This is a genomic window from Neorhizobium sp. T25_13, from assembly GCF_002968675.1.
GTDB lineage: Bacteria > Pseudomonadota > Alphaproteobacteria > Rhizobiales > Rhizobiaceae > Neorhizobium > Neorhizobium tomejilense.
The window spans coordinates 489,158-501,903 of sequence record NZ_PVBI01000004.1; the positions used below are offsets into that span (position 1 = coordinate 489,158).

Annotated in this window: 12 protein-coding genes and 1 riboswitch; all 12 genes read right to left on the bottom strand. The window is 63.1% G+C overall.

Going from position 1 to position 12,746, the window contains the following annotated elements:
• Nucleotides 1–18 precede the first annotated feature (18 nt).
• Nucleotides 19–122: riboswitch (TPP riboswitch) on the bottom strand.
• Nucleotides 123–189: 67 nt separating this feature from the next.
• Entirely contained in the window at nucleotides 190–1,878 is a 1,689-nt protein-coding gene (locus tag C5J22_RS12460; RefSeq protein WP_105438458.1) for an ABC transporter permease subunit, read from the bottom strand.
• On the bottom strand, nucleotides 1,875–2,924 hold the full coding sequence (locus tag C5J22_RS12465) for a PotD/PotF family extracellular solute-binding protein (RefSeq protein ID WP_046603953.1): 1,050 nt from the start codon (nucleotides 2,922–2,924) through the stop codon (nucleotides 1,875–1,877). Before C5J22_RS12465 ends, C5J22_RS12460 begins: the two co-directional genes overlap by 4 nt.
• Before the next feature lie 21 nt (nucleotides 2,925–2,945).
• Nucleotides 2,946–3,971, bottom strand: a complete 1,026-nt coding sequence (locus C5J22_RS12470) for an ABC transporter ATP-binding protein (protein ID WP_105438459.1) — start codon at nucleotides 3,969–3,971, stop codon at nucleotides 2,946–2,948.
• A complete protein-coding gene (locus C5J22_RS12475) occupies nucleotides 3,961–5,592 on the bottom strand; it encodes a CocE/NonD family hydrolase (protein ID WP_105438460.1) in 1,632 nt (543 codons plus the stop codon). The genes C5J22_RS12470 and C5J22_RS12475 overlap by 11 nt, the downstream gene beginning before the upstream one ends.
• 4 nt (nucleotides 5,593–5,596) lie before the next feature.
• The gene (locus C5J22_RS12480; RefSeq protein ID WP_046626075.1) at nucleotides 5,597–6,412 is read right to left on the bottom strand and encodes a creatininase family protein; all 816 of its coding nucleotides are present in this window, start codon (nucleotides 6,410–6,412) and stop codon (nucleotides 5,597–5,599) included.
• Between the two features lie 21 nt (nucleotides 6,413–6,433).
• Nucleotides 6,434–7,948 (bottom strand): class I adenylate-forming enzyme family protein, encoded by a 1,515-nt coding sequence (locus tag C5J22_RS12485; protein WP_105438461.1) that lies wholly within the window; start codon nucleotides 7,946–7,948, stop codon nucleotides 6,434–6,436.
• A gap of 141 nt (nucleotides 7,949–8,089) precedes the next feature.
• On the bottom strand, nucleotides 8,090–9,073 hold the full coding sequence (locus C5J22_RS12490; RefSeq protein ID WP_172746604.1) for a LysR family transcriptional regulator: 984 nt from the start codon (nucleotides 9,071–9,073) through the stop codon (nucleotides 8,090–8,092).
• A 151-nt stretch (nucleotides 9,074–9,224) separates the two neighbouring features.
• The gene (gene minE, locus C5J22_RS12495) at nucleotides 9,225–9,485 is read right to left on the bottom strand and encodes a cell division topological specificity factor MinE (RefSeq protein ID WP_007759331.1); all 261 of its coding nucleotides are present in this window, start codon (nucleotides 9,483–9,485) and stop codon (nucleotides 9,225–9,227) included.
• Complete coding sequence (minD, locus tag C5J22_RS12500) at nucleotides 9,482–10,297, bottom strand: septum site-determining protein MinD (RefSeq protein WP_038543948.1); 816 nt, start codon at nucleotides 10,295–10,297, stop codon at nucleotides 9,482–9,484. Before minD ends, minE begins: the two co-directional genes overlap by 4 nt.
• 31 nt (nucleotides 10,298–10,328) lie before the next feature.
• The gene (gene minC, locus C5J22_RS12505; RefSeq protein WP_105438463.1) at nucleotides 10,329–11,057 is read right to left on the bottom strand and encodes a septum site-determining protein MinC; all 729 of its coding nucleotides are present in this window, start codon (nucleotides 11,055–11,057) and stop codon (nucleotides 10,329–10,331) included.
• 800 nt (nucleotides 11,058–11,857) lie between these two features.
• Entirely contained in the window at nucleotides 11,858–12,004 is a 147-nt protein-coding gene (locus C5J22_RS12510) for a DUF1127 domain-containing protein (protein ID WP_080951260.1), read from the bottom strand.
• A 148-nt stretch (nucleotides 12,005–12,152) separates the two neighbouring features.
• Nucleotides 12,153–12,539: a RidA family protein gene (locus C5J22_RS12515; protein WP_105438464.1), complete on the bottom strand. Its 387-nt coding sequence runs from the start codon at nucleotides 12,537–12,539 to the stop codon at nucleotides 12,153–12,155.
• Between the last annotated feature and the right edge of the window lie 207 nt (nucleotides 12,540–12,746).

The following is a 12,746-nucleotide window of genomic DNA, read 5'->3' on the forward strand; positions in this document are numbered from 1 at the left end:
GAAGAGAAAGTATCGTCGAATGACGCTTATTTCCGTTCCTACGCCGGCATGACCCGGATCAGGTTCAAGGGTCCGGCTCACCGCCATCTCAGCATCGTCAAGATGCCCCCCTCGGAATAAGACGATAACTGTCGGTTTTCAGTATGCCTGTCAAGCGGACCGGCCTACCCGCCCGCAATCCTCTCCAGTTTACCGCGCGTAGAGACGGTCGAGGCGGACCACCCTGCCCAGCAAAGCCAGCGCGATGACCGTGAAGAGGATCAGGACGGCCGAGATGGCATGCGCGGTCGGCTCCAGGCTGAAGGTCGATTCCGCGTAGATGCGGACCGGCAGAGTCGTCAGGCGGGCGGTGGTGAGAAAGCTCGTCACCGTCACCTCGCCGAAGCTCAGCAGGAAGCCGACGATACCGGCCGCAAACAGTCCCGGCGCCAGACCCGGCATGATGATCAGGAAAAACCGCCGCACCGGGCTTGCCCCGAGGCTCGCCGCCGCCTCCTCCTGCGCCCGGTCGAGCCCCATGACCGAGGTGGTCAGAAGCGTGATCGCAAACGGCAGGATGACGATCACATGGATCGCCACGAGGCCGAGGAAGGGCGGAATGATCAGGTAGATCTGCAAGAGCCGCAGCATTCCGACCCCGATCGCCACGTGGGGCAGCGACATCGGCAGCAGCCAGAAAGCCAGGAGCGCGGAGCGACCCTTGAACGGATAACGGGCGAGCGCGAAGGCCGCCGGCAGCGAAAGCGAAAGCGCCACCAGCATCGAGGTGACGGCAAGCCGCACCGACACCCAGAAGGCATCCGCATAGGTTCCGGCAAAAAACACCGCCTCGTACCATTTGAGGGTGAAACCGCGGAAGCCGGAAGCGGTCGCCTGCGGCACGTCGTTGAAACTCTGGATGCAGACCAGCACCAGCGGCAGCAGCAGGAGCAGCAGCGAGATGGCGAGCAGCAGTTTTGAAACGATCGGCCCGAGGATGTTGATGATCGGCACCAGCCAGCGGGGAATGCTCCAGGGATTGCTGGGCTTGCCCTTCAGCCACGGCATCAGGCGGTTGAGCGAGTAGGCGCAGAGCGCCGCAAACGCGAGACCGGTGACGGTCATGATGATCGCAAGTGCCGCGGCAAGCGGCGCATTGAGGTTCTTGATCGCCTCCTGCAGCACCAGCATGCCGGTGGTCCAGACCTTTTTGCCGCCAAGCAGGGAGGCGGAAACGTAAGCCGTGGTCGCCATCAGGAAAACGATCACAGTGCCGGAGCGCAGGCCGGGCAGCGAAAGCGGCAGGTCGACGGTGAGGAACCGGACCGCAGGAGAGGCGCCGAGGCTCTGGGCCGCTTCATGCACGCGCGGCGAGGTGTTCTGCAGATTGTCGTAGAGCGCCAGCACCATGAAGGGCAGGAAGACCTGCGCCAGCGCGACCGCGACCGCGCCGTGCGTGAACAGCATGTACCGGGCCGGCGGGATGCCGATCAGCCCGGTGACCGAATTGATCAGCCCTTCCGGTGCCAGCAGCAGAATGATGCCGAGCGAACGCACCACGACATTGGTCAGCAGCGGAATGAGGATGACGGCGAACGCGGCTGCGCGGTATTTCACCGGCATCCGTGCCAGAAAGTGGGCGAGCGGGTAACCGAGAAGCGCGGTGATCACGGTCACGCCGAGGCCGAGCAGGATGGTTTCGGAGACGACGCCGAAATAGAAGCCGTCCGAGACGATATCCCGGAACTGCGCGATCGACGGCGTTATGAACAGCGGGCCGAAAGGATCGGGATACTCGTGCAGGGAGAGCACGAGTACCACGAACATCGGCGCCGCGAAGGACAGAAGCAGCCAAAGGGTGACCGGCGCTGCAAGCGCCGGCCCGATCCAACGGTTCATCCCGCGATCTCCCGATCGTATTTCGCCTGCCACTTGGCGCGGCTGGCATTGATCACGTCCCAATCGAAATCAACAAGCTTGGCGACATCAGCATCGCCGAGCACAAGCTTCGACTTGATGTCGTCTGGGACCGTGATGTTGCTGACAGTCGGCGAATAGTAGATCTGGCGCGCGTAGGCGAGCATGCAGGGTTCGGAGAGGTGCAGGTTGATCCATTCCTCGGCGAGCTTCTGGTTCTTGGTGCCTTCGGTGATGCAGGCGACGTTCATCGAAAGCGCCTGCCCCTCGACCGGCTTGGCGATCGCTATATTGGGATTGCGCGTTTCGACATAGGACTGCGTGAAGCTGCCGAACTCGACCGAAAGATCGGCGAGCTTCTGGTCGAACATTTCGAAGAGCTGGGCCTGGCTGCCCTGGATCGCTGCGAACGGCTTCAGCTCCTTGACCTTTTCGAAGGCGATGTCGGCGTTCTTCTCGTCTCCACCCCAGACGCGGGCGGCCATCATCAGCGCGGAAATGCCTTCGGCACCCAGACCATCCGGCCAGGCGATACGGCCCTTCCATTCCGGGTTCCACATGTCCTTCCACGAGGTGATCGGCTTCGACGCCTTGGTTTTGTCATAGACGATCGTGCAGGGGTTGAAAGCGACGCCGTAACCGCCCTTTCGCGCACTCGGATAGAGCGCCTCGAAGTTCTTGACGGCCGGCGTCGGCGCCTGGGTCACGCCGTCCTTCACGGCCTGGCGGCTTTCGAAGATATTGAGGTAGAGGACGTCGAAGCTCGGGCGGCCGCGCTCGGCATAGGCGCGGGCACGGCGGTCGCCGGTACCGCCGAGAACATAGCTGATCTTGCAGCCGTATTTCTCGACGAGCGGCTTCTCGACATGTTCCCTGACGATCTTTTCCTGCGCGCCGCCCCAGATGCCGACGACGAGTTCGTCGCCCTTCTTGGGCTCCTGCGCGGAGGCAGGACGGATAATGTGGAACGGTGCGGCGAGACCGGCACCGGCGATGAGCTTGTTGAATGTACGACGCGAGACGTTCATGTCTTGGTTCCCCTTTTTCGGTCAGATGAATGTGGCGCCACCCGGCTGGGTCTGGATGCTGCACGGCGTCCCGAGGGGCGGAGGCGGCATATCCGAAGGCACGATCAGGCGGATCGTGCCGCATGCGGATTGGATATCGGCTTCGTAGGTGTCGCCGAGGAAGGCTGCATTGACGAGCGTGCCGGAGACATTGAGCGGCCCTGGCCCGTCCGAGAGCCTGAGCCGCGACGCACGCAGAACGAGGCGGGTGGCGCCGGAAGGCGCCCCCTCGCAGGTGAGCCCCGGCGCAACGAACAGGCCGTTCTCGGTCCTCCCCTCGATCACCGTGCGGGCGCCGAGGAAGGAGGCGGTGAACGGCGAATGCGGCCGGTCGCAGAGCCCGACCGGCGTGCCGATCTCGGCGAGCAACCCCTTGTTCATCACCGCGACGCGATCCGACATGGCGAGCGCTTCCTGCTGGTCGTGGGTGACGAACACCGTGGTGATGCCGAGCCGCTGCTGCAACGTGCGGATTTCGGTGCGCATGTCGGCACGAAGATGGGCGTCGAGATTGGAAAGTGGCTCGTCGAGGAGCAGCACGTCCGGCTCGATCACCAGCGCGCGGGCAAGCGCCACGCGCTGCTGCTGGCCGCCGGAAAGCTGGCCAGGATACCGGTCGTAATAGGCGCCGAGACCGACCGTATCGAGTGCGGCGGCGGCACGGGCGCGGCATTCCGCCTTGCCGACATGGCGCATGCGCAACCCAAAACCGACATTGTCGAGCGCCGTCAGGTGCGGGAACAGCGCATAGGACTGGAAGACGACGCCGATGTTGCGGGTATGGACGGGCCGCTTGCTGATGTCCTCGCCGTTGAGGATGACGCGGCCTTCCGACGGCTGCACGAAGCCGGCGATCATCCGGAGCGTCGTCGTCTTGCCGCAGCCGGACGGCCCGAGCAGCGACAGAAGCTCGCCCTTGGCGACCTCGATCGTGAGGCCGCTGACGGCGACGGAATCGCCGTAGGTGGCCGTGATGTTGTCGAGCGTCAGGTAGTGCTTATGCGACATGGTCGAGAGCCTCGGGCATGATCAGGCGGGAACGGGTCGTCCCGCCATGGCAGATGGAAATGGTGATCGGTCGCCGCGCCATTTCGGGCACGGACGCGAACGGCCCGTTGCCTGGATGAACTTCGAAGACCGGCACGCCGGCGCCCTGCAGCGAAAGCCGCAAGGCGAAACCTTGCAGGACGGTGACACAGATCGGGCGAAGGCTGATGCGCGCCAAAATCCGCCGGCCGCCGTTGAGGCGGGCATAAGCGGTACTGAGCACCTTCGCCTCTCCAGACGGGGCGACGAGCGACAGCGTCGCGCAGAGATCAAAACCTTCGGACTGCGTCTCGACCTCGATCTCGGCAAAGGCTTCCCCAATATAGGACCTCGCCGCGTCGAAGGGCGCGCTTGTGTAGACGGCAACGTCGGCGCGGTTGTCGTGGCCGCTGCGGTCGGCAAAACCGGCCGGCGTCCCGAGATGACCGCCGACAAGCGCTGTCGGGCGCGTGGGATCGTGGACGAATGTATCGCGGGCCTCAGCACCGCTCCCCCTCGACAGCCTGCCATCGCTGACCATGGCCGCGCCAAGGCCTGAGGATGAGAGGAAAAATTCGGCTTCGGAGCTGACGGGACGATCTGCGAAATCGCCCCAACGGCGCCGCCCCATGTCGAAGAGCCTCACCGGCTGCGGTCGTTCGCCAAGCCCCTTGAGATAGAAATCGAAGAAGGCCAGTTGGGCGCGATCGACCGAGAATTCCGCCTCCTGCCCCATGTCGGTGGCACCGCATGACCGGTTCCACGGCGCATGCGCCCAAGGGCCGATCACCAGATGTGAACTCTCCGGATGTTTCCGCCGAAAGGCTGCATCGGCGGCCCAGGTTCCCTGAAGCAGGAAATCGGTCCAGCCCCCTGTATGAAGAACCGGTATGTCCAGCGGATCGTCGGCCAGCAGTACGCCGGGCGAAACCGCGTCCCAATAGTCGCTCTCGTCCGCCACCCATTTGGCGAGATGCGATATGTTGGACCGGGAGACGAGCAGGTCGCGAAGGGCCGCATCATCCGCCGCGCCGTCGAGGGCAGAAAAGGTTGCGGCATCCTCCCGCCGCGCCGCGGTCAGCCGGGCCATCTGCGCCGCCCAGCCGACATTAAGCCCGAGCCGGAAGGCATTGCCCTCATAGGCCCAGTCGTCGCGTGGCATCCAGGAGCCCATCGCAGGCGCAATCGCATCCGGGCGCACACTCCCCTTTCCGGCAATGGCGAAATACTGTGTCACCGCCTGGTAACTGAAGCCGTAGAGGCCGAGCTTGCCGTTGCTTCCAGGCAATACGGCCGCCCATTCCAGAGTGCGCGCGCCATCCGCGATCTCGCTGACGAAGGCCTCGAAGACACCGCCGGAATCGCCGCAGCCGCGCACATCCTGAATGACCGCGATATAGCCATGCGCGGCGTACCAGGAAGGGTGCGCGAGCACCAAAGTCGAGGCGATGGCACGCCCGTAGGGCTGGCGCATCAGCAGCACCGGGAACCTGCCCTCCCCCTGAGGACGATAGATATCCGACACCAGCACGACGCCGTCATCCAGCAGAAGCTCGCCCCTTTCGGGGCCGGCAACGCCATATGGTGCGCGTCGAGTCGTCAAGTCATCAGCCCTTGTACATGGTTTTGGAGGTGATCCGGTCGAGCGGGAAATCCAGCACTTCCTTGATCAGCTTCAGGAGGTTGGCGGCGCTGCGCTCGACATAGAGCCGGCCGCGTTCGGCATCGCCGGCAGCCGCATTGCCGCAGGCGCCGGAGGGCTGCACGTCCTGGGTCTGCCAACCGTAACCGATCCGGCCTTCCGGCATCAGCAACCCGCCAGCCGCTTCGAGCTCGACGGAGACCGGCACGAAGTCCTCGGCATACTGCATGTCGATCAGCTCGCGATGCAGATGCAGCATCACGCTGGTCTCCGCTTCGCCGCCGTGAATGCCGTGCTTCATCTCATGGGCACTGAACAGGTCGGAGAAATCGGCGCCGGCACTCGCCCAGGCGCTGACGGCGAACATGTCGAGCTTGATGCGCAGCTCGCGGCAGACGATGTCCATCACCTGCGGCTGGCCGCCATGCGAATTGACGAAGATGATCTTGCGGCAGCCGGCGCGATTGACGCTCTCTCCGAGCTCGAACCACATCTTGGCAAGCGTGTCGTAGTTGAAGGTCAGCGTCCCCGGATAGGCAGTATGCTCGACCGACTTGCCGACAGGCATCATCGGCAGCACCAGAACCGGCAGGTCGTCTTCCATCAGTTCGACCGTGCGGGCGACGACGCCGGCATTGATCGCGGCATCGACGCGGACCGGAAGGTGTGGCCCGTGCTGTTCGACTGCGGCGATCGGCAGGATTGCGACGAACTTCTCCATCTCGAACTCGGAGAAGTCCCTTGCCGTGTGGTCCCACCACCAATGCGATTTCAGTTTCATGGTTATGTCCTCGATTGTCGCTCAGGCCGCCGCGGCGCGTGCCGCCAGCTCCGCCTTGGCGATCTTGCCGGTGGGGGTCATGGGCAGCTCTGCAAGCGAGATCACCGTCATGACGGAAAGATCGTAGGGAAGCGTCGCTGCGATCTGCGCCTTGGCGGCCTCGCCATCGACGGGCGCGGCGGCCTGCACGAAGGCGACCGGCCGCGTCTTCATGGTCGGATCCGGGACGCCGATCACCGCCGCCTGCTCGATGCCGGCCACCGTCGACAGCGCCTCTTCCACATCGCGCGGATACCAGGTCTCGCCGCCGACCTCGAGAAGCTCCGAGCGACGTCCCATCATGGTGACAAAGCCGTGCCGGTCGATCGTGCCGATATCGCCGGTCCACAGCCAGCCGTCGCGCAGCGTCTCGGCAGTCTTTTCGGGCTTGCCCCAGTAACCCCACATGAAACCGCCGCGAAGCGCGATCTCGCCGACCGAACCACAGGGAAGTTCGGAACCGTCGGAATTGAGGATGCGGACTTCCTTGTCCGGCAGCGGCATGCCAGCACGACGGGTCTCGATGTCGGCGCTGTCGAGTTTCGGGAAACCGAGTGCCACGAAACCGCCGAGCTCCGACTGGCCATAGCTTTCGACCAGCGGCAGCTTCAGCTTTTCCAGCCAGCCGGCCTTGAGCACCGGCGGAACCGGCCCGCCGCCCGACATGCTCATGCGCAGCTTCGCCGGTGCATGGCCGCGGATCGCGGCCTCGTTGAGGAGATCGGTCAGGATCGGAGGATTGGCGATCAGCATGGTCGCCCCGCGAGCTTCGAGTGCATCGAAACCGGTCTCCTGCGTCCAGCGGCCCATCACGTTGATCGCCGCGCCGCGCGACAGCTGCGGCAAAAGATTTCCGACCAGCTGATAGGAGCTCGACAGGGCGCTCGGGCCGAACGAAACGTCGTCCGCCGTGATCTGCAGCCGCTCGGCGATGCAGCGGGTCGCCCTCACCGTCGGCTCATGCTTGAGGCAGGCGCCCTTCGGCTTGCCGGTGGTCCCGGACGTATAGGAAAGATGGGCAATCGCATCTTCGTTGCCCGGATCGGCAGGCACCGGCAGGGCAGCCGCCATCAACTCCGGCAGAGAGTGAGCGCCCGGTTGCGGCCCGTCCATGCAGATCAATGCCCGGATCGTCGGCACGCCGGCGGCTGCAGCGCTCACCTGTTCATGTTTGTCATGGGTATAAACGACCGCAGTCGGCTGGTGATCGCCGAAATAATAGGCAAGTTCGTCGACGAATTTGACGTTTACGAGAGCTGAAATCGCCCCGAGCCGCCAGCAGCCCAGCATCGTCGTCAGATAGTCCATGCCATTGTGGGCAAAGATCGTCACCCGGTCGCCGGGCCTGACCCCGAGACTATGCAATGCGCCCGCCGCGCGCTCCATCGCTTCGACGGCCCCGGCATAGGTCAGGCTCCTGTCGCGATCGACCCAGTGGAAACAGGCGTGGTCGGGATCGCGATTGGCGCCATCCACGAGAAGGGTGTGCATCAGCATTCGAAATTCCCGGCGCTAAATCTACCTGCTCAATTCTTTGGCAGATGTAAATCCTGCCTTCAACATGGGCAAATTTTGTCCGCGGGTGAATGCCACGACCGTCGATAGCGGGTATATCCGTTTGCTTATACTCGATTGGTCTCAGGACACCGCCCGCAGCGGCATTTCGGACGGAACCGGATGAAGCGTCTGGTCGAAGCGCCGCGCGACAGTGCGGATGACATTGCGCAGCCACCGGTTGGCGCCGCTGTTATGGGCCCGTTCGTGCCATAGAAGGTAGAGGTTCATCTGGTCGAATTCCCGCGGTGCCCCGACGAGTTGCAGGTGGTTGGCCGGAGCATTCGCGACGATATATTCGGCATAGGGTCGCGCCGTCGTGAAGATCAGGTCGGTTTCGGCAAGGATTGCCGGGATCAGCGCGTATTCGGGAACCGACATGGCAATGCGACGCCGCATCCCGAGCTGCGCCAGCCGCCCATCGATCGGGCTGTAGACCGCATTCGAGCCCGGCGTCGGCGAGACGTGGTCAGCATCGAGATAGTCGTCGAGAAGAAGGCGGCCGCGCTTCGCCAGGGGGTTCGACTTCTGGACCACACAGGCAATCTCGCAATGCAGGAGTGTGCTCGACTTCAGGCTCTGCTGCGGCGCCGGCCAGTTGCCGATCACCATGTCCACCCGGCCGGACCCCAGATCCTCGATGAGATCGCTCTGTTCGGAGGGCGCAAAAAAATCGACCGATATGCCGGGCGCTTCACGCCGGATGCTGGTGGCGATCGGCGGGATGAGGAAGGTGCCGAAACAATTGACCGCGGCGATCCGCATCCGGCTGTGGACCATGCCGGGATCGAACTGGCTGCTGCGGTTTAGCGTGTCCAGCAGGCCTTCGAGCATTGCCGCGATCGAGGTCATCACCTCTTCGCCGCGCTCGGTGAGCACCAGTTTCTGGCCGCTGCGCACCAGAAGCGGATCGGAGAAGATTTCCCGTGCCTTCTTGAGGCAAGCGCTGACCGCCGGCTGGCTGTGTCCGAGCAGCACCGCGACTTTGGAGACATTGCGCTCCCTCAGCAGCAGATAGGTGGTGCGCAGCAACCTGACGTCGATGGAGGGATTTATGTTCGCGTACACGGCCGTTTCCTTTTGCAGGGGCAACCGTTTTACGAAGCAAGCGACGTGCCAGGCACGCTGCCTTCGTTCGCGCAAGCAGGCGCGAAACACGAAACGCGGACAACCGGATTGTCCGCGTTTCGAAACTCATGACCCTGCTGAGTCTGCCGGCTCAGGCAGCCTGGCTGACGGCACCCAACGGGATCTCGACGTCGATCTCGAGGATCGTGACGTTCTCGTCGCGATCCATCTTGACCTGCACCTTGTCGCTGTCGACCTGCACGTGTTTGGCAATTACCGCAAGAATCTCCTCGCGAAGCAAGGATACGAGGTCCGAGCCGTTCGACGAGCGTTCGTGGGCGAGAAGCACCTGCAGGCGTTCGCGGGCCGTGGGTGCGGAGCGCTGTTTGCGGAAAAGGTTGAATATAGTCATGCGGCCCTCCGTGCGAAGATCTTGCCGAATATCCCCCGCTTTTCCCCGGGGATCGTGATCGGCAGAACTTCTCCTGCAAGCCGGCGTGCGGCATCGAAATAGGCCATGGCCGGTGCGCTGCGTGCGTCCGCCAGGGTGACCGGCGCGCCGATGTTCGATGCGCGCAGGACATCCATGCTTTCCGGGATGATGCCGATGAGCGGGATGGAGAGGATCTCTAGCACGTCCTCGACCTTCAGCATGTCGCCCCGCTCCGCGCGGTTGGCGTCGTAGCGCGTCAGCAGCAGGTGCTTTTCCATGCGCTCGCCGCGCTCAGCCTTCATCGTCTTCGAGTCGAGCAAGCCGATGATGCGGTCCGAGTCGCGAACCGACGAGACTTCCGGATTGGTGACCACCACCGCCATGTCGGCGTGGCGCATGGCGAGCGTGGCGCCGCTTTCGATCCCGGCCGGGCTGTCGCAGATGACCCAGTCGAAGACCCGCTTCAGCTCGGTAATGACCCGCTCCACACCCTCGGGTGTCAGGTTGTCCTTGTCGCGCGTCTGCGAGGCCGGCAGCAGGAACAGCGTCTCCAGCCGCTTGTCACGGATCAGTGCCTGCGAAAGCTTGGCTTCGCCCTGAATGACGTTGATCAGGTCGTAAACGACCCGGCGCTCGGCGCCCATCACCAGGTCGAGGTTGCGCAGCCCGACGTCAAAATCGACGACGACAACCCGTTCGTTTCGCTGCGCCAGAGCCGCTCCCAATGCGGCAGTCGAGGTCGTCTTGCCAACCCCGCCCTTGCCTGAAGTGACTACGATGACTTTCCCCATCTTGCTCTCCTGTTTGCTGGCCGGCTTCGGCTCAAATAAGTTTCTCTGCAATGATCGAATCCCCTTCGAGCCAAAGCTGGACTGGCTGTCCGCGAAGGCCCGGGGCCATGTCTTCCGCCATCTTGTAGATGCCGTCGATTGCCACCAGCTCGGCTTCGAGCTTGCGGCAGAAGATGCGCGCCGAGGCGTTTCCAAGCGATCCTGCCATGGCCCGGCCACGCAGCGTCCCGTAGATATGCACCGATCCGCCGGCGATGATTTCGGCGCCTGAAGCGACCGAGCCGATGATCGTCACGTCGCCTTCCGGAAAGATGACCGACTGGCCGGAGCGGACCGGCTCACGGATGACGATCGACTGCAATGCGGACCGAACCTCCGGCGCGACCGGCTTCGGCTCGCCGTTGCGCAGCTCGATGATCGGCTCCTTGGCGACGGCCTCGTCGGAGACCGGCCGGCCACCTTTAAGCGCCGGAGGCATGCCGGGACCGAGGATCGAAGGGCGGCCGCCCTCGATGCCCATGATATTGACGTTGCGTCCGGCCAGCTCAGTGATGAGATCCTTCAGCTGGGCGCGGTCGATCGGCAGATCGGTCACGTCGAGCACGACAGGCCGGCCCAGAAAGAAACCCGCGGAACGTGCCGCAAGGTCATCCAGCCGGATGAGCCAGTCGTCGAAGGGAAGATCAGGGGCAAGGACAACCGCCAGAAAAGAGCGGCCCTTGATGCGGATAGAGCGAGCGTCTGTTAGCATTTTGGTCATCTGCGTAAAGAAATCGTTGACTGATTTCTAGCGCTGACATGGTTAACAAACGGTAAACGGGAGCCTCGCAGAGAGCCTGATTTTAACCGATCGTTACGATCTTCCTCTCTATCAAGCTCGCCCCGCCGGACGTTGGCTTCGCGATGAAGAAAATGCCGGGCGCGAGGAGAAAAAAGGCGCGCCAGAACGACCGCGCGCAGCATACGAACCACCTCTTCTGGCGGTTCAGTGACGGCTGCGATTCTGGGCCGCTACAGGGGATTCGGTCTCGCCATAAGGATCCGCAGGCGGCTCCCGGCAACTCGAAGGACGTTTCCGGCAGGCGCCGCCGCTTTCCCAGGCGGAGAATCGCCTCCCTGCCCCACCCGACTTTCAGGCGCGGATAAAGATCGCCCGTTACCACATCGGGCGGACACGGCCAAAGACGCGCAATTTGAATTTTGGAAAACCCTCAGCCCCAAAACGAAAAAGCCTGCCGCGGGAGGAGGTGCGGCAGGCTTTCCGAAAAGAACCGAACAGCGGCTGGGAGGAGGAGTGCCGCCATTCCTACAGACGTCCCTGGGAGGAGGAGTGGGCCGTCTGATAACACGAAGCTCTGCGGGAGGAGGTGCATCGCTTCGATAAGTATGACTATACACCCGCCCGGCTCGATTGATACCCATTATGTTGCAGTGCAGCTATACGAAAAACGCATACCGGAACACGGAGCTCGAAGGAGGTCCGGACCAGAGCAGGTGCTCGACGCAAAAACGCCCGCGACAATGGCGGGCGTCATGCAAATTCCGGCAGAGATATTGCGGTCAGCGAGCGCTGGCTGCGCGGGCGACGTTGCGGATGTCGGCGCGGTCGATGCCGAGGTCCTGCAGTTCGCGGCTGGTCATGCGGCCGAGTTCGGAGACGGTCTGGCGATACTTGCGCCAGTTGTTGAAAGAGCGTGCTACGTTCATGATCGGGTCCCTTTCCTGAGACTGTCTGACGTCAGCATCCGTTCTTGGCTCCGGCGTCGTTCGATGACGATGATATAGGCGCTCGAAACTGCCTGGAAAAGCAACAATACCTCAGGTCACCCATGCGTAATGCGCATCGATCCTGAGACTAAGCCTCGGCCGATGCCGCAGCGCACACCATGATCATCTCGACCTTGAGGGCGGGATTGGCAAGCCGCGCCTCGAAACAGGCCCGGGCGGGCGGAGCCATGCCCGAAACCCAGGCGTCCCAGACCTCGTTCATTTCGGCATAACCGTCCATGTCGGCGAGCATGATGGCGCAGAAGATCAGACCCTGCTTGGCGCTGCCGATTTCGGCAAGCCGCGCTTCTGCCTTGGCCAACAATTGCCGGGTCTGTTCGGCAACGCTCAGATCCCCGTCATAGGGCGACTGGGGCGTCACCGCGAAATAGCCGGTGCCCTGATGCACGACAGCCGAACTTCCACGGCTGCCGACACCGAAACGCTGGATGATGGAAGAGAAGTCCTGGATCATGACAAGCCTGTACTGGTTTTGAACGATGATAGAAGAGGATCAGGATATGAAGCGTGTCCTCCCCCGTTGTCTTCGAATGGCGGGAAATGAGATTTCGGAGCGAAATAGACGTCGCCCGGTTCGATCGTCAAGGTCTCGACCGGCATCGGAATCCAGCACTGGTCGGGTAGCCCCCTGCTCGGCGATTGCTATTTCGCCGCGCTTGCT